Genomic DNA, 16,971 nt, shown 5'->3' with positions numbered 1-16,971 from the left:
CTTCCTTCGCGGCGGAGCCGCGAGGAGGACCCATGCCCGTCCACGCAGCCGAGGCGGTTGGCCGCTACACGTACGACGAGGGCGGTCGCTGGTGGTGGTCCGACACCATGCAGGCGACCTACGGCCCCAGGACGGGCGGCTCACAGCCGGGCGCCGTGGGCGTGGGACGCCTGCTGCACCGCATCCACGAGGACGACCGTAGGCGGGTCACCGACGCGCTCGCCGCCTGCGTGACGCACGGGACGTCCTTCGCCGTGTCGCACCGCGTGCACGCGGCCGAGGGCGACGGCCGACGACGCGTCACGCTCACCGGCGCCCGTGAGCGCGACGACGCCGGCGCGCCCCGCGTCGGGGGCTTCGTCCTGGACGTCGACGAGGCCGTCACCGCCGCCGCGCGGCACGACGCCCGGCTGCAGCTCGATACCGCGCTCGCCTCCCACGCGCTCGTCGACCAGGCCAAGGGCGCCCTCATGCTCGTGTACGGCATCGACGAGCAGGAGGCGTTCGACCTGCTGCGCTGGAGCTCGATGCGGCTCAACGTCAAGCTCGCGCTGCTCGCCCAGCGGGTCGTCGCAGTCGTGCGCGCGGCCGAGAGCCTGGCACCGTCGGCCCGCGACGCACTCGAGCGCATGCTCGACGACCCGGACGCCCCGCCCCGTCGACGTGCCGACCGCGGCGAGGTCACCACGACGACCTACGGGCCGCACGGCCCGGTGGTCACGGTCGGTGGCCGGGTCGACCCGTGGACCGCGCGGCTGCTCGCCGAGGCGCTCGGCACGGTGTGGTCCGAGGCCCGCGCGCAGGGCGGCCTGGTCGTCGACCTCGAACGCACGGCGGGGATCGGCGCCGCGGCCCGGCACCTGCTCGCCGGGACGGCGCGGCGCGCGGACTCCGACCACGTCCGGCTGCGGGTCGTCGTCCCCGCCGGCGACCCCGCCGGGATGGTCGGGACCCTGCCGGCGCGCGTCGTGCGCGCCGCGGACGGGGCCCTCGCGCCGGGACGTCGCCTCGGCGCCGTCGGCGCCTGACGAGCAGGACACCCGACGAGCCTCGCGGGGGGCGGAGGTGGTGCTGATGGACGACGCGGTGCGCACCGTGCGCTGGGACGGTGGCTGGGCGACCCTCGTCGGCCGGCGGCTCGAGGGTGAGCCGACCGCCGACGCGTGGCACGCGATCGCGCGCGGACGGCGGACGGCGCTGCGACTCGGGCGACCCCACCTGATCGACCTCCCGGACGAGACCGTGGTGGAACGCGTGAGCGAGCTCGACGACAGGGCCGACCAGGCGCCGTGGGCCGCGCCCCCGACCGACCCGCGCGCGACTCTGAGGTCGCGCTCCGCGGTCGAGCGCGCGACGCGTGCGCGCGGGCGGCTGGCGGAGCCGCAAGGGGGACGCGGGTCGTCGCGTCCCGACGTCGGCGACGCCGCGGGCTCGGCCCGGGAGGTGCAGCGCGCCGCGGCGGCCGTGCGCGCCCGGTCCGCCGATGTGTTCGAACGAGCGGCCCTCGCGCACGAGGCCGCGGCCGACGTGCACGAGCGGCTCGCACGGCTCGGGTCGGACTCCGGTCGCCACCGCTCCCGAGCGCGCGAGCACCGCGAGGCGGCCGAGGTCGACTGGCGGATGAGTCGCGCGGGGCGCCCGCGACGGGCGAGGGCCGCGTCCCAGCGGCCGGGGTCGACGGACGAGGAGCTCCGGTCCACGGTGGAGGAGCTGGAGACGGCGAACGAGGACCTCCTGTCGACGCACGAGGAGCTGGAGACCGTGGGCGAGGAGCTCCAGTCGATCGAGCTCGAGCCCATCGCCGGCGACGCGGGGCAGCGTCCGTGGACCGTCCGGGTGAGCGAGGTCGACGACCTCACGGAGGAGGTGCTGTCGGCCCGGCGCGTGCGGGACGAGCGGCGCGATCCCTCGTGACGATGCTCCCGATCGCGTGAGCGCGGCGTGCGGAGACGCGTCAGGCGGGTGGCGTGTCGTCGAGTGCGCTCGCGACGGCACGCTCGAGTCGGCCCCCCTGGGTGCCGAGGTCGCCGCGCGCCGCGACGGCTGCCTGCATGACGAGCCGTGCGGCTGCGGTCACGTCGACGTCGCGCCGGTCCGCGCTCCACCGGAGCATCTCCAGGGCGCCGGCCCGGTCGACCCCGTAGACCAGGCCGAGGCACCCGATCGCCTGCTCGACGACCGGACGCTCCGCGAGCAGCTCGGGCAGCTTCGCGTTGACGGCCCGCGCGGCACGCGCGCGGACATCGGGGGACACGTCGACGACCACGCCGCGCACGTCGTGCCCCGGTCCCGCCGGCTCCGCGACTCCGGCGATCGCCATGACCCGGGACTCGCCCTCGAGTCGCTTGACGGTGTGCACCTGGGCGAACGCGGCGCCCCCGCGCGCGCACTCCTCGACCGCGCGGCGCAGCGCCTCCCGCTCGTCGACGCGGACGTGCCGCAGCAGCGCGTCGAGCGTCGGCGGGACGTCGCCGGGGGACATCCCGAGGACGGCGTACAGCTCGTCCGACCACCAGGGGCGGCCCTGGACCGGGACGAGGAACTGTCCCGACTGGAGGTCGTCCATCACTCGTGCTCCGCGACTCCCGGCTCCCGCGCGCCCGTGGCTGGACACCCTCGGCCGGATGATGCGCCCAGCGTAGTCACGGCGTCTTCTCGCGGCATCCGAGTCCCGTCCCGGTCCCGCACCAGGGGACACGGGCCGGCGCACCGACGGAGAAGCGGCTCGCGGTGCGCTCCTCCGCGAAGCGGGCAGGTGAGCGGTGGCGCCGATGGCGCTCTGACGGACCGGCTCGTAGCGTGGACGCGTCGAGAACGCCCCGGTCAGGCCGGGGCCTGGCGGCAGGCGTCCCGGGAGAGGGAGTCGCATGGACCGCGCACAGGACGACAAGGACCGGGGGCCGCTGAGCGCCGGTCACGGCCCCGACGAGTCGGAGCTCGACCCGACCAAGACGGACGCGACGGACGCGTCGGAGTCGTCGGAGTCGTCGGAGGAGGACCGCTCGGACGCGGGCTGACAGCAGGGGGACCCCCTCGCCCCGCCGCCGCGGGGCGACACGCACCGACGTCGCAGGTCGCGCCGCCGGGAGAACCGCTTCGGCTCGCCGACCCGGGAGAAGCGGTTCATATTGAGGGGAGCCCTGAGGCAGTTCGGAGCGCGTCAGGGGCGACGTCGGTCGCCCTTCGAGCCAGGCGGAGGCTCCGATGCGTGCAGTGCGATGGGCGGTCCCGGGTGCGGCGGTCCTGCTGGTCCTGACGGCGTGCGCCCGAGGGACGGGCGGCGGCGACGGGACGGCGGCACCGTCGTTCGACCCGGACGCGGACGTCTCCGGGAAGCTCACCGTGATGGGCTTCGGCGCGGGCGACGAGATCGGCCAGACGCGTCTGGACCGCGCGAAGGAGTCGATGCCCGACGTCGACGTGTCGCTGATCGAGGGCGACCTCGACATCCAGGCGTTCCTGTCGGCCGTCGCCGCCGGTGACCCGCCGGACATCGTGTACGCGAACCGCGACCAGATCGGCACGTTCGCGTCGCGCGGTGCCGTGGTGCCGCTCGACGAGTGCTACGCGTCGCAGGACATCGACCAGGACGCGTTCCGGGACGCCGCGCTCGCGCAGGTGACGTTCGGCGACCAGCTGTACGGGGTCCCGGAGTTCAACCAGGTGCAGCTGACGATGGCGAACCAGTCGCTGCTCGACGCGGCGGGCCTCACGATCGAGGACGTCAACGGCTCCGACTGGGACGCGGTCACGGCCGCGACGACGGCCCTGTCGAGGTCCAGCGGCGGCACGGTGAGCGTCATCGGCTACGACTCGAAGATGCCGGAGTTCCTCCCGCTGTGGGCCAAGGCCAACGGCGCGGACCTGCTGTCGGAGGACGGCCGCACCGCGCAGCTCGACGACCCGAAGGTGCTCGAGGCGCTCGAGTTCGCGGTCGACGTCTACGACGTGCAGGGCGGGTTCGCGGGCGTGAAGTCGACGCGCGACGCGGCGGACTTCTTCGGTTCCGGCAACCAGTTCGCGTCGTCGACGCTCGGCGCGATGCCGATGGAGCAGTGGTACGTCAACGTGCTCAACGAGAACTCGCCGGACGCGCCGATGGCGTTCGACGCGTTCCGCACGCCCGAGGGTGAGCCGCTCGCGTACGCGACGGGCTCCGCGTGGGCGATCCCGGCCGGCTCGGCGAACCCCGAGGCGGCGTGCCGGTTCGCGGCGTCGATGGTGTCGTTCGACAGCTGGATGGCGGCGGCGCAGGCCCGGGCCGACGCGCGCGAGCAGGAGGGCCTCGTGTTCACGGGAGTCCTGACCGGCAACGAGAAGGCGGACGACGAGATCCGCTCGACGCTCGTGACGGTCACCGACGAGCCGTGGGCGTCGGGCGTGAACGCGATGTACGAGGCCAACGACCACACGTTCGCACTCCCCGCGAACCCCGCCGACAGCGAGTTCAAGACGGCGTGGCAGGACGCGGTGAACCGCGTGCTCAACGGCCAGCAGGAGCCCGCGGACGCGCTCGACCAGGCGCAGAAGGAGGCGCAGGACGCTCTCGACAAGGCGTGGGAGCGCTGGGACGGCGGGACGACGGACTGATGGCGGCGACGACGACGACCGCGCCGGCCGGGGTCGAGGCCCCGCGCCGGAGGCGGTCCAGCGTGTCGAGCCGGGACGCCCGCAACGCGTGGTGGTTCATCGCCCCGTGGATCGTCGGCTTCCTCGTCTTCACGGCGTGGCCGATGGTCTACAGCGCGTACCTGTCGTTCACGGACTACGACGTCATCAACGACCCGCAGTTCGTGGGCCTGGACAACTACCGGGAGCTGTTCGCGGACCCGAAGGTCGCGCTGGCGCTGCGCAACACGCTCATCTACACCGTGATGGCCGTGCCGGCGCACATCCTGCTCGCGCTCGGCCTCGCGCTGCTGCTCGACCGGGCGGCCCGCTCGGCGGGGTTCTTCCGCACCGCGTTCTTCCTGCCGAAGATGACGCCGCCCGTCGCGATCGGCGTGCTCCTCCTGCTGCTGTTCAACGGCCAGCGCGGTGCGATCAACACGATGCTCGGCTGGATCGGGATCGACGGCCCGGCGTGGACGACGGACCCGGACTGGGTCAAGCCCGGGCTCGTGATGATGGGCCTGTGGACCGTCGGCTCGACCGTCATCATCCTGCTCGCGGCGCTGCGCAACGTCCCCGCCGACCTGTACGACGCGGCCCGCGTCGACGGCGCCGGGTTCTGGCACCGCACGCGCGCGGTGACCCTCCCGATGATCAGCGGACCGCTGTTCTTCGTCGTGGTCGTCAACACCATCGCCGCGCTCCAGCTGTTCACCGAGGCGTACACGGCGTTCTTCGGGTCGGGGAACACGACGTACTCGAACGACGCCGCGCTGTTCTACGTCATCTACCTGTTCCAGCAGGCGTTCGAGTTCCTGCACATGGGCTACGCCTCCGCGCTGGCATGGCTGCTGTTCCTCGTGATCATGGCGATCACCGGGGTCCAGATGCTCGTCAGCCGCCGCGTCGTCTACTACGAGGGGGACCGATGACCTCCGCCGCCGCCGCGACGCGCATGCCCCAGGGCGTCGTCACCGCCGACCCCGAGACCCGCACGGCCCCGCGTCGGCGCCCGCCCCGACGGCTCGCGCTGCGCGTCGCCGTCCTCGGCGCGCTCGTGCTCGCGACCGTCGCGTTCGTCTACCCGTTCGTCTGGCTGCTGTCCGCGTCGTTCAAGCCGCGCGGCGAGGTGTTCGACAACCGGCTGATCCCGCAGACGTTCACGCTGCAGAACTACGTCGAGGTGTGGCAGGTCGCCCCCATGGCGACCTGGCTGGTCAACACCGTGATCGTCACGGCGCTCGCCGCGGTCACCGTGACGTTGTCCTCCGCGCTCGTCGCGTGGGGCTTCGCGTACTTCCGGTTCCCCGGCCGTGGGCCCCTGTTCGGGCTGGTGCTCGCCACGATGATGCTGCCCGGCGCCGTCACGATGGTCCCGACGTACCTGATCTGGAAGCAGCTCGGGCTCGTCGGCGGCCTCACCCCGCTGTGGGGCGGCAACCTGTTCGGCAGCGCGTTCTACATCTTCCTGCTGCGGCAGTTCTTCCTCTCGCTGCCGCGTGAGCTCTTCGAGGCAGCACGGCTCGACGGCGCCGGCAACTGGACGATCTTCGCGCGCATCGCCGCGCCGCTGTGCCGGCCCGCGCTCATCCTCACGCTGCTGTTCGAGATCCAGGCCGCGTGGACCGACCTCATGCGGCCGCTCATCTACCTGCAGGACTCCGCGACGTTCACCGTCCCGCGCGGGCTCAAGGCGATGCTCGACCAGTTCGGGTTCGGCGGGGAGTGGCACTGGGAGATCGTCGTCACCGCCAGCGTCATCACGACGATCCCGATGATCCTCCTGTTCTTCCTCGGCCAGCGGCACTTCGTCCAGGGCATCGCGACGACGGGCTCGAAGGGCTGACGTCCGCGACGCCACCCGCGGGAGTTCCTCTCCGTCCTGATGCACGGTCCGTGCGGGCCGCACGACCGCCGGGGTCACGTGCGGGAGCGCCGCGGCGTCCGCTCCGACGCCGCGGCGCGGGACAAGGCACGGGCGAGCCGGCGCCCCGGGTAGTCCTCGATGCCGCCACCGGTAGCAGCAGGCCCAGTAGCGCGTGGTTCTCGTGCGTCACCGGCGGTGTGGCACCAGCGGTCGTACGGCCGCGAGACGCCGCCCGGAGAAAGCCACCGTTCGCCCCCACGCCGTAGGCGCGACCGGACGACCCGATGCTCGGCACCGACCCTGTCGACGCACCGTGGTGTCGGCACGCGCCCGCGAGGATCAGGCGGTGCGTCGCCGGCGGGCACGCCGTCGCACCCCTGCGTAGGGTCGAGAGGACGGTCAGGACGTGGCCGACGAGCCCGTCGCCGAGCTCTCCACGGCGACGTACCCGAGGAGTCCTCATGGTCACGGCCGACACCGACCGACCCGGCGACGCGTCCGGCGAGCAGCACAGCACCGGTAGGCACACAGGCCCGCGCGCCGACTCCGTCGCCGACCGGTTGGCCCAGGCGCTCGAGAACGCGCACCAGCTCGACCCGATCGTCGAGCGGGTCGCCGCGCTGTGGCGCGGGCCTCTCCAGCACGACGGCCTGCGGCGGCTGCTGCGCGGCAAGCCGCTCGGCCACGCCGCGCACCCGCTGCTCACCGACGTGCCGCTCGGCCTGTGGATGAGCTCCGCGGTCCTCGACGCGGTCGGGCAGGAGAAGGCGGCGCGCCGCCTCATCGGTGCCGGGATCCTCGCCGCCGGACCGACGGTCGTCACCGGGTGGGCCGACTGGTCGGTGGCCGACGACCGGACCCGGCGCGTCGGCGTCGTGCACGCGGCGTCCAACGGCGTCGCGCTCGCGTGCTACACGGCGTCGTGGCTGGCCCGCCGCAAGGGCAACCGGGGTGTCGGGCTGCTCGCGTCGGCCGCCGGTGCCGCGGCGCTCGGCGTCGGCGGGTTCCTGGGCGGGCACATGGCGTACGTGCTCGGCTCGCCCCCGCGGGACCCGGACGCGCCGGTGCGCTGAGCCGAGGCCGGTCCGGCGCGCGCGCCCGACTCGGTCGCCTGACTCGAGGCCGATCCGGCGCCCCGCGTCCGACGCGGTCGCGTGAGGCGGGCCACCCCGGCTGACCGCCCTACGTCCCGTAGGCGACCGCGTCGTCGTCGGTCACAATGTCCTGCGCGCGATGCACCGAGCCGCGCACGCCCCGGGCAGCGTCGCCCGCCACGACGACGCGACCGAGGACGACACCATGGCCACCACCGACACCCCGACGCTGCCCACGGCGATCCCGCACGGGCGCGCGGAGGACCTGCTGGGCCTCGTGACGGGCGTCGTGCTGGTCGCGGTCGGCATGTCGCTGCTGCGGACCGGCGGGCTCGTCACGGGCGGCATCGCGGGTGCCGCGCTGCTCCTGGGGCACGTCGTCGACGTGCCGCTCGGCGTCCTGTTCTTCGCGCTCAACGTGCCGTTCTTCGCGCTCGCGGCGCACCGGTCGGGCTGGTCGTTCACGCTGCGCAGCGCCGCGACCGTCGGGCTGGTGTCGCTCGGCACCGCGGTCACGGCGGCGCACCTCGACGTCGCGTCGGTCGACCCGTGGTTCGCCGCCGTGGTCGGCAACCTGCTGTGCGGGACGGGCATCCTCGTCGTGTTCCGGCACCGGGCGAGCGTGGGCGGGTTCTCGATCGTCGCCGTCCTGCTGCAGGAGCGGTCGGGGATCCGTGCGGGGCACGTGCTCATGGCGCTCGACACGCTCGTCGTCCTCGCGGCGTTCACCGTCGCCCCGCCGCTCGACGTGCTGGTGTCCGCCGCGGGCGCGGTGCTGCTGAGCCTCGTGGTGACGTTCAACCACCGGCCGGGCCGCTACACCGGCTTCTGACCTGACCGGACCGGCCGGCGGCAGCCCACGTCGCGGCGCCAGACGTCAGCCGCCGTAGAACGACTTGAGCAGCTCGTACGCGACGATCGCGGGCCACACGAGCGCCTTCGGGATCGCCAGGACGAAGTCCCAGAACCCCTCCCCGGCCGAGAAGTAGTAGACCGCCGCCCCGATGATCCCGAGGCCGTAGACCGCCCCGCCGCCCGCACCGCCCGCGTCCGAGCCCTTCGCCATGTCCCGCTCCCGTCGCTCGCGCCGTCGTGCCCTCGACGCGCACCCTCCCGCCGCGGCCACGTCCGCGGCATCACCCGTGGCGGGGGGTTCCGTCCTGCCGGGCAGGGGCGCCGTGTGGGTGGTCCGCGGGACGATGGGCCGGACGCCGCCGGGGACGTCCGGCGGACCGACCGAGGGGGTCTCCCGTGGAGTTCAGGCTCGAGCTCGTGATCGTCCCCGTGAGCGACGTGGACCGCGCCGTCGCGTTCTACTCCGAGAAGGTCGGGTTCGTCGTCGACCACGACCAGCGCGTGAGCGACGACGTGCGCTTCGTCCAGCTCACGCCGCCCGGCTCCGCGTGCTCGATCGCGGTCGGGCTCGGCCTGACCGACGCCGCGCCGGGATCGGTGAAGGGGTTGCAGGTGGTCGTCGACGACGCCGACGCGGCGCGCGCCTTCCTCGTCGAGCACGGCGTCGAGGCACCCGAGGTGCAGGAGTTCCCGTGGGGCCGGTTCACCGGCTTCCGGGACCCCGACGGCAACGAGTGGTCGGTCCAGCAGCTCCCGGCCTGGCGCGGCTGACGCGCACCTGGCGCGCGGCCCCGCGCCTGTCGCGGCGCGACCGACGCCGACCCGGCTCTCGACGCCCGAAGCCCGACGGTCGACGGACGAGACCCGACGCCGACGCTCGACGACCGACGACCGACGACCGACGACCGACGACCGACGACCGACGACCGACGACCGACGACCGACGACCGACGACCGACGACCGACGACCGACGACCGACGACCGACGACCGACGACCGACGTTCGACGGACGACGACCCCCGACCCCGGCGGCGGACCGGGACCGGGGGTCGCGTCGGTCACGGCCGCGGCAGCCCGATCCCGGTGCGCGCGAACCCGTCGGCGGCGGCGCGCAGCGACTGCGGCGACGAGTCGAGCCGCCAGTCGTTCGTCGAGCGCCCGCTGCCCTCGCCCGAGGTCACGGCGAGGCTGAACCAGCCGATGCCGATGATGTCGCTGTTCTCCGGCCGGGCCAGCCCGTCGAACAGGCTGCTGATCCACTGCGCCTTCTTGCCGCCGCGCTCGGTCGCCCCGATCTCCGCGAGGAAGATCGGCTTGCCGGGAGCGGCCTCGCGCAGCATGGGCAGGGTCATCGCGTACGTGTCGTCGAAGGTCGGCACGGGGTCGCCCGGGCGGTAGTAGCCGGACATGCCGACCCAGTCGACGTACTCGGGGCCGGGGTAGAACTGCCGCGGGTGCGGCTGGCTGGGGATCTTGTTGACGCGGTTGGGTGCCCACAGCCACACGACGAGGTCGTTCGCGCCCTCGGCCTCGAAGATGTCGTGCACGTGACGCCACATCTCGACGTACTGGCCCGGCTTGTTGCCGTTGACGGACCCGCCGTCCCAGCCGCGGATCTCCGACCACGGGTACCACGAGCCGTTCATCTCGTGGTCGAACCGGATGACGAGCGGCAGCCCGGTGGCGGCGATGTCGCGGGCGTACTGGTGCAGGTAGTCGTCGAACGCGCCGCCGATGATGCGGCTGAGCGAGAACTCGGGCACGTAGTTCGTGATCGAGCCGATCTGGCTCTGGCTCTCCCACGTGAGCAGGGGGATCTGCCCGCGGCTCCACGCGGCCTGCACCGCGTCGGGGCGGAACGGGGTGTCCCACGACTGGAAGTAGCCGCTGACGTTCGCGTTGCGGTTGACGGCGGCCTCGACGCCGTTGAACTCGGCGTAGTCGAACGGGCTCTGCGTCGTGTAGAGCCCGAACAGCTGACTGGCGGCGAGGATCTGCGACTTCGTCATCGACGCGGTCACGGGCGGTGGCACGTAGCCCTTGGGGTTCTCGACCTTCCAGGACAGCTCCTGCACCTGCCGGCGCAGGTCGGCGATCTTCGCGGTCGTGTCGACGGCGGCGGCGTTGTGCCGCTCGCGCGTCGCCTTGAGCTCGCCGTTGACGACGTTGGCGGTGTTCGCCTGCGCGGCGGCCTCGGCCTCGGCGCGACCGAGGGCCTGCTGGGTCGCGACGAGCTCGGCCTGCAGCGCGTCGAGCTGGGCCTTGAGGTCGTCCGCGCGCGCCTTCTGGACGGTGTCGAGCACGGGCGGCCGGCCGCCGGTCAGCTTCTTCTCCGCGGCGGTGAGCTGGGTCTTGAGGTCGTCCGCCCGGGCGCGTTCGGTCTGCAGCGCGACCTCGGCCGCGGAGGGCCCTTCCCAGAAGCGCTGGCCCTGCGGCGTCGACCACGCGAGGCCCGTGACCAGCAGGAGTGCGACGACGAGGGCCGCACCGCTGATGCGCTGACGGCGGCTGAGGCGGAACAGGCGGTCAGAGAACATAGGCGAGCGCCTCCACGCTGAGCAGGGCACCGCCGAGCAGGTAGGGCACGGCGGCCTTGGGGTTGAGCCGGCGCCGTCGGGCCGGGGGAGCCGGCTGCGTCCGGACGTAGGTGAGCGTCTCGGTGCGGCGCTCCGCACGGGTGCCGGGTGCGGTCCGCGTCGCCTGCGGGCCGTGGCCCGAGCCGCCCGCGATCGGCACCCCGGACGGCGGGGTGTCGCCGACGGACGGCAGCGCCGCGTCGATCGGGCGGTCGGGGTCGGCGCGCAGCGCGTCCTCGGCGACGTCGAGCACCCCGTCGGAGCGGTCCGCGGAGTACGCGTGCGCGCGGGTGCCCCACGACGCGACGTGCGCCATGCGGAAGAACCCGAGCAGCCGGATCGGCATGAGGAAGAACGTCGAGAACACGATGTACGCGGGCAGCAGGAGCAGGTCGCGCGGGACCTCCCGCAGGTGCCGCATCTGCCGCAGCGCCATCGACAGCCAGCTGGCCGCGACGACGAGCCCGACGAGCAGCACGACGCCCTGCCACCCGGGCCGCAGCTCGAGCAGCGGCTTGTAGAAGTTGTAGCCGGTCTGGGTCAGGGTCCGGTACAGCCCGCCGACCCACGTCCCGAGCAGCAGGAACGGCAGCAGGATGTCCATGACGAAGAAGAACCCGAGCACGGGGGCGTGCCCGGTCATCCAGGGCAGCATCCGCAGGGTGTTGTACTGGCTGCCGCGCGCCCAGCGCAGCTGCTGCTTGGCCATCTTGCGCAGCTTCAGGGGCGCGTCGGTGTAGACGAGGCTCGTGTGCTGGTAGACGGTCCGGTACCCCTGCTTGAGCGTGAGGTTGGTGAGCGTCCGGTCGTCGGAGACCTCGAGGAAGATGCCGAGGAACTCCTCGCCGAGGAACTGCGGCATCGCCCGCTGGAGGACGTCGCGGCGGAACGCGATCGTGCGGCCGGGCAGGCACCCGACCTGGCCGAGCGCGGACTGCGCGGGCATCGCGTACAGCGCGCGGCTGTTCTCCAGCCAGTCGGCCCAGCGGGTGATGAACTTGCGCCGCGGGTCGAGGATCCGCTGCCGGGTGGTGACGCCGCCGACCTTGGGGTCGTTGAACGGCTTCACGAGCTCGGTCAGGGTGTGGGGCGTCCAGATGGTGTCGCTGTCGACGAGCGCGATGACCTCACCGGTCGACACCTCCACCCCGATGGCGACCGCGTTCCTTTTTCCGGCGACCGGCGTCCAGATTCGGCGCACCTCGGGGAAGTCGTCGCAGACGGATTCCAGGGCCGTGTTGCGCGGTCCGTTGATGACGACGACGACCTCGTGCGGCTGCTGCTCGGTGATGCGGCGCAGCACGTCGTGGAACAGGTCGAGGGGCTCGTCGACGACGGGGATGACGACGGACGTGGTCGCGCGGCACGGCTCCGTCCACGTGCGGTAGCGCGCGGAGAGCACGACCTTGACGAGCCAGATGAGCCAGACGAGGGCGGTGAACAACGCGAAGAGATAGATCTCGAACGGGGCGTCGGAGAGCAGGTCACGGACCTGCAGCAGGAAGATGAGCACGCGGGAGCTCCTCGGGTCGAGGCGTCGGCGTCTTCAACGCGGCGGGTGTCGGGCCGCTCGGGGTCGGCGGCGAGGGCGTCGCGGGGGAAGGGCTGCTCGGCGTCGAGCGGTGAGGCGGCGCGGCACGCGGTCGGAGTCCCCCCGGTCCCCGAGCAGTCGTGCGGCGCCGGATCCCGGCGTTCGGGAGCGGCCAGGTCCGGCGTACCGGACAAGTGCTCACAGTTTCCACGAGTCACCCGTGAAGGGAAATACCCGTCCACAAGTTGGTCAGTACAGATATGACTATCTAGACAATTGTCTAGGACCTTCGTCCTATATACACGTCCAAGTGTGTGCTCGTACGCTTGTTCGGTCAGCGAGAACGGCAAACCTGCCGCGAGGCAGGGACGCAAAGCCATGGGGCCCTCGAGGTCCGCCAGGCTGCCGAACGACTCAGGGGGCTCTTCACTTGCGCACGTCCACGCCCGTTGCGGGCGCCATCACCCATGCCCAGATCCACCCGACCCGCCGTCTCCGGGGCACCCGTGCGCTCCGGCCGGGCACGACCCGCCGGCGCGCCGCCGTGGTCGTGACGGCCCTCGTCGCCGGCCTCCTCGGCACCGGCGTCGCCGCACCCGCGACCGCCGCCGAGCCCGCACCGGGCAGCGCCGCCGCGGCCCTCACCCCGCAGAGCGGCCTTCTCTTCGGCGCGTTCGTCGCCAAGGGCACGTCCACGCAGGAGGACGCCGTCGCGACGTTCGAGGACACGGTCGGCCGCAAGCTCGACACCCAGCGCCTCTACCGGCAGTGGGACGAGGACCTGCGCGCCGGCGGCGTCGCCTCGGCCGTCGAGCGTGGCCGCACGCCCGTCCTGTCCGTCGCGACCAAGCGCGTCGACGGGACCAAGGTGAGCTGGGCGTCCATCGCCCGTGGCGACCAGGACGCGACCATCGCCGCGCAGGCCGCGACCGTCGCCGGCCTCGGCGTCCCGCTCTACCTCACCTTCCAGCACGAGCCCGACTACGCGACCGGCTTCGGCACCGCCGCCGAGTACCGCGCCGCGTGGCGGCACTACGTGCAGGTGTTCCGCGACAAGGGCGTGAGCAACGTCGTCTGGACGTGGATCGTCACGCCCACACCGTTCGCCGTGAACGCGACCACGACCGCCGACGCGCTCTACCCCGGCGACGACGTCGTCGACTTCGTCGGGCTCGACGTCTACAACTGGAACGGCTGCAACCCCGGCGGACCCACGTCCTGGCAGAGCGTCGCGACCCAGTCCACGGCCGTGCGCGCGTTCGCGCAGAAGCACGGCAAGCCGATGATGGTCGCCGAGTGGGGCTCCGTCGAGGACCCGACGAACGCGCAGCGCAAGGCCACGTGGCTGCGCGACTCGATGACCACGTGGACCAGCTGGCCCGAGGTCAAGGCCGTCCTCTACTTCCACCAGCAGGGCAGCTGCCCGTGGTGGGCGGACTCCTCGCCGACGACGCTCGGCGCGTTCCAGTCGATCGCGGCCGACCCCGCCGCCCGCACCCGCACCACCGCGTGGCTGCGCGTCTCCGCGACGCACGGCGCCGCACCGCTCGCCGTCACGGTCGACGCGTCCCGCTCGTCGGCCGCCGGCTCGACGCCCGGGGCCGGGATCGCCTCGTGGACCCTCGACCTCGGTGACGGATCGGCACCCCTCACCGGCACCGGCACGCCGCCCGCCACGGTGAGCCGGACGTACGCCGGCGGCACCTATGCGCTGCGGCTCACCGTGACCGACACCGCCGGCCGCACGTCGACCGACCGGGTCTCCGTCGAGGCCGCACCCGTGCCGACGGTCACCGTGTCGGCCAAGGACGTCACGACGACGTCCGCGACGTCGCAGGCGCTCGTCGACCTGCACGGGTTCGCGGGCACCGTGCGGTCGGAGTGGGGTACGACGACCGCCTACGGGACGACCGGCCCGGTCACGTCCGTCCCGGCGGTGTCCTACGCGAAGGCGGTCAACCAGCCGCTCGGGACGCTGCAGCCGAACACCACCTACTACGTGCGCACCACGACCACGACGCCCGCGGGCACGACCGTCACCACGAGCAGCTTCGAGACCGCCGGGAAGCCCACGTCGTCGAAGCAGTGGACGTCCGGCACGACCGCGACGTCGACCACGTTCGTGGCGCAGGTGCACCCGCACCGGCTCGCGACCACGGCGTGGATCGAGTGGGGCACGACCACGGCCCTCGGCCAGACGTCACCCGTCACGTCGGTCGCCGCCCTCACGTACGAGAAGTCGGTGTCGAGCGGGCTCCTCGGCGGGCTCGCGCCGAGCACGACGTACTACTACCGGGTCGTCGCGCAGAACTCCGCGGGCACCCTCGTCGGGCCGATCGCCAGCGTGAAGACGCCGCGCCTGTCCTGACCGCCGGCCGCGGCCTAGGGTCGGCAGCATGGCCGTGACCGACGCCGACCTGGTCCACCTGCGACGGTGCGTCGCGCTCGCGCGCGAAGCGCTCGACGACGGCGACGAGCCGTTCGGCTCGGTGCTCGTCGACGCCGCCGGGACCGTCCTGCTCGAGGACCGCAACCGCGTCAAGGACGGCGACCAGACCCGGCACCCCGAGCTCGAGATCGCCCGCTGGGCCGCCGCGCACCTCCCGCCGGAGGAGCGCGGCGGCTGCACGGTCTACACGTCGGGCGAGCACTGCCCCATGTGCGCCGCCGCGCACGGGTGGGCCGGGCTCGGGCGGATCGTCTACGTCGCGTCGAGCGGGCAGCTCGTCGCGTGGCGGCGCGCGTGGGGGCTGCCGGCCGGGCCCGTCGCGCCGCTGCCCGTGAAGTCCGTCGTCCCGGGCGCGGTCGTCGACGGGCCCGCCGAGGCGCTCGTCGACGCGATCTGCCTGCTGCACCGCGAGCACGCCGACCGGTCGCGCTGAGCCCGGCCGGCAGCGCGGGCCGGCGCCGCCCGCGTCGACGTGACGAGGTCGTCCGACGTCGCCGTCGCCGGCCGCGTCGACCGTGAGGAGGCCGTCCGACGTCAGGCGCGGGACGTCGGGGCCGCCGCCTCGCGGCCCGTGCGGTCCGTGCGTCCCACCGCCCAGCGGTTGACCAGGTACAGCACCACACCGATCGCGAGCAGCGCGCCCGCCCGCACGTAGACGGCCGGGTCGCGGCCCGTCAGCGGCGACGCGAGGACGAGCGACACGACCGCACCCGCGACCGGGGCCCACGTCGGTGCCCGGAAGGTCGGTCGCGCGGCGTCGTCTGCGGCGGTGCCGTCCGCGTCCGCGTCCGTGCCGTCGTCCGGCCGGCGCCGCAGCACCAGGACGGCGACGTTGACCGTCGCGAAGACGAGCAGCAGAAGCAGCACCGTCGTGTCCGCGAGCCCCGCCAGGTCGCCCGTCGCCACGAGCGTCAGCGCGATCACCACCGTGAACGCGATCGCCACGTACGGCGTCTGCCGCCCGCCCACGCGCCCCAGCACGCGCGGCACGATCCGCTCCTGCGCCATCCCGTAGACCAGCCGCGACGCCATGAGCATGTTGATGAGCGCCGTGTTCGACACCGCGAGCAGCGCGATCACCGCGAACAGCGCGGGCGGGAACGTCAGCCCTGCGACCTTGACGACCTCGAGCAGCGGGCCCGTCGACTCCGCGAGCACGTCCGTCTCCACGAGCATCGACGACGTGAACGCGACACCCACGTAGATGAGGCCCGCGACCGCGAGCCCGCCGAACAGCGCGCGCGGGAAGTCGCGGCGCGGCGCGTGGCACTCCTCCGCGAGGTTCACCGAGTCCTCGAACCCGAGCAGCGCGTAGAACGCGAGCGCCGTCGCGCCGAGCACCGCCATCCACGCCGACCCGTCGGTCTCCAGCACGAACGCACGGCCCGGGTCGCCCTCGCCCGTCAGCAGCGCCCACGCACCGATCGCGAGGATGACCAGCAGGCCCGTCGCCTCGACGATCGTCAGCACGACGTTGACGCGCACCGACTCCGAGATCCCCAGCAGGTTCACGCCCGTGATGAGCAGCAGGAAGAACCACGCCGCGACCAGCGTCGGCACCGACACGAACTCCGCGAGGTAGTCGCCGCCGAACGCCCGCGCGGCCGCGCTCGCCGACGTGATGCCCGACATCATCACCGCGAACGCCACGAGGAACGTGAGGAAGGGACGACGGAACGCCCGGTTCGCGTACAGCGCGGCACCCGCCGCCTGCGGGAACCGGCCGACCAGCTCGGCGTACGCCGTCGCCGTCAGCGTCGCCAGCACGAAGGCGCACACGAACGGCAGCCAGATCATGCCGCCGACCTCGGCCGCGACCTTGCCCGTCAGCGCGTAGATGCCCGCGCCCAGGATGTCGCCGACGACGAACAGCAGCAGGACGCGTCGGCCGATCGTGCGCCGCAGCGGCGGGCCGTCGGCCGACCGCGCGCTCGTCGTGGCCGTGCTCGGGTCGCTCATGCCGACCTCCCCCTGCCGTCGCGTGCCG

The 16,971-nt window shown here is 73.3% G+C and carries 16 protein-coding genes and 1 riboswitch; of the genes, 11 read left to right on the top strand and 5 right to left on the bottom strand.

Going from position 1 to position 16,971, the window contains the following annotated elements; translation table 11 throughout:
- The first annotated feature begins 32 nt into the window (after positions 1-32).
- Together GXP71_RS15475 and GXP71_RS15470 are read left to right on the top strand one after the other, a co-directional pair.
- On the top strand, positions 33-1,028 hold the full coding sequence (locus tag GXP71_RS15475; protein ID WP_162353372.1) for an ANTAR domain-containing protein: 996 nt from the start codon (positions 33-35) through the stop codon (positions 1,026-1,028).
- A 46-nt stretch (positions 1,029-1,074) separates the two neighbouring features.
- A complete protein-coding gene (locus GXP71_RS15470; protein WP_162350971.1) occupies positions 1,075-1,914 on the top strand; it encodes a hypothetical protein in 840 nt (279 codons plus the stop codon).
- 40 nt (positions 1,915-1,954) lie between these two features.
- Here GXP71_RS15470 and GXP71_RS15465 read toward each other — a convergent pair whose 3' ends face one another.
- Entirely contained in the window at positions 1,955-2,566 is a 612-nt protein-coding gene (locus GXP71_RS15465; RefSeq protein ID WP_162353371.1) for a PAS and ANTAR domain-containing protein, read from the bottom strand.
- Positions 2,567-2,867: 301 nt separating this feature from the next.
- On the opposite strand from GXP71_RS15465, the gene GXP71_RS15460 reads away from it, so the two are divergent.
- The 6 genes from GXP71_RS15460 to GXP71_RS15435 all read left to right on the top strand — a co-directional run bounded on the left by GXP71_RS15460 (position 2,868) and on the right by GXP71_RS15435 (position 8,404).
- On the top strand, positions 2,868-3,017 hold the full coding sequence (locus GXP71_RS15460; protein ID WP_162353370.1) for a hypothetical protein: 150 nt from the start codon (positions 2,868-2,870) through the stop codon (positions 3,015-3,017).
- A 187-nt stretch (positions 3,018-3,204) separates the two neighbouring features.
- Positions 3,205-4,590 (top strand): ABC transporter substrate-binding protein, encoded by a 1,386-nt coding sequence (locus GXP71_RS15455; protein ID WP_162353369.1) that lies wholly within the window; start codon positions 3,205-3,207, stop codon positions 4,588-4,590.
- Positions 4,590-5,543, top strand: a complete 954-nt coding sequence (locus tag GXP71_RS15450) for a carbohydrate ABC transporter permease (protein WP_162353368.1) — start codon at positions 4,590-4,592, stop codon at positions 5,541-5,543. Before GXP71_RS15455 ends, GXP71_RS15450 begins: the two co-directional genes overlap by 1 nt.
- Positions 5,540-6,457: a carbohydrate ABC transporter permease gene (locus tag GXP71_RS15445; RefSeq protein ID WP_202924261.1), complete on the top strand. Its 918-nt coding sequence runs from the start codon at positions 5,540-5,542 to the stop codon at positions 6,455-6,457. The genes GXP71_RS15450 and GXP71_RS15445 overlap by 4 nt, the downstream gene beginning before the upstream one ends.
- A 482-nt stretch (positions 6,458-6,939) precedes the next feature.
- Positions 6,940-7,551, top strand: coding sequence for a DUF2231 domain-containing protein (locus GXP71_RS15440; protein ID WP_162353367.1), 612 nt, complete (start codon positions 6,940-6,942; stop codon positions 7,549-7,551).
- A gap of 226 nt (positions 7,552-7,777) precedes the next feature.
- Positions 7,778-8,404 (top strand): YitT family protein, encoded by a 627-nt coding sequence (locus tag GXP71_RS15435; RefSeq protein WP_238402445.1) that lies wholly within the window; start codon positions 7,778-7,780, stop codon positions 8,402-8,404.
- A gap of 45 nt (positions 8,405-8,449) precedes the next feature.
- Here the strand turns inward: GXP71_RS15435 and GXP71_RS15430 are convergent, their stop codons facing one another.
- Positions 8,450-8,638 carry a hypothetical protein gene (locus GXP71_RS15430; protein WP_162353365.1) on the bottom strand — a complete coding sequence of 63 codons (189 nt, stop codon included), beginning with the start codon at positions 8,636-8,638 and terminating at the stop codon, positions 8,450-8,452.
- A 185-nt stretch (positions 8,639-8,823) separates the two neighbouring features.
- Between GXP71_RS15430 and GXP71_RS15425 the strand changes: the two genes are divergently transcribed.
- Positions 8,824-9,198, top strand: coding sequence for a VOC family protein (locus tag GXP71_RS15425; RefSeq protein ID WP_162353364.1), 375 nt, complete (start codon positions 8,824-8,826; stop codon positions 9,196-9,198).
- Positions 9,199-9,486: 288 nt separating this feature from the next.
- Here the strand turns inward: GXP71_RS15425 and GXP71_RS15420 are convergent, their stop codons facing one another.
- The gene (locus GXP71_RS15420) at positions 9,487-10,965 is read right to left on the bottom strand and encodes a glycoside hydrolase family 26 protein (RefSeq protein ID WP_162353363.1); all 1,479 of its coding nucleotides are present in this window, start codon (positions 10,963-10,965) and stop codon (positions 9,487-9,489) included.
- Positions 10,955-12,517: a glycosyltransferase gene (locus tag GXP71_RS15415; RefSeq protein WP_162353362.1), complete on the bottom strand. Its 1,563-nt coding sequence runs from the start codon at positions 12,515-12,517 to the stop codon at positions 10,955-10,957. The genes GXP71_RS15420 and GXP71_RS15415 overlap by 11 nt, the downstream gene beginning before the upstream one ends.
- A gap of 353 nt (positions 12,518-12,870) precedes the next feature.
- Positions 12,871-12,945: riboswitch (cyclic di-GMP riboswitch) on the top strand.
- A gap of 140 nt (positions 12,946-13,085) precedes the next feature.
- Between GXP71_RS15415 and GXP71_RS15410 the strand changes: the two genes are divergently transcribed.
- Together GXP71_RS15410 and GXP71_RS15405 are read left to right on the top strand one after the other, a co-directional pair.
- Complete coding sequence (locus tag GXP71_RS15410; protein WP_162353361.1) at positions 13,086-14,903, top strand: glycosyl hydrolase; 1,818 nt, start codon at positions 13,086-13,088, stop codon at positions 14,901-14,903.
- Positions 14,904-14,931: 28 nt separating this feature from the next.
- Entirely contained in the window at positions 14,932-15,417 is a 486-nt protein-coding gene (locus GXP71_RS15405; protein WP_162353360.1) for a nucleoside deaminase, read from the top strand.
- Positions 15,418-15,518: 101 nt separating this feature from the next.
- Here the strand turns inward: GXP71_RS15405 and GXP71_RS15400 are convergent, their stop codons facing one another.
- Positions 15,519-16,943 (bottom strand): APC family permease, encoded by a 1,425-nt coding sequence (locus tag GXP71_RS15400; protein ID WP_162353359.1) that lies wholly within the window; start codon positions 16,941-16,943, stop codon positions 15,519-15,521.
- Between the last annotated feature and the right edge of the window lie 28 nt (positions 16,944-16,971).

The sequence above is a fragment of the Cellulomonas sp. H30R-01 genome (assembly GCF_010119915.1).
GTDB classification, from domain to species: Bacteria; Actinomycetota; Actinomycetes; order Actinomycetales; family Cellulomonadaceae; genus Cellulomonas; species Cellulomonas algicola.
The sequence above is the reverse complement of the archived record's forward strand: the minus strand, read 5'-3'. Positions and strand labels throughout refer to the sequence as shown.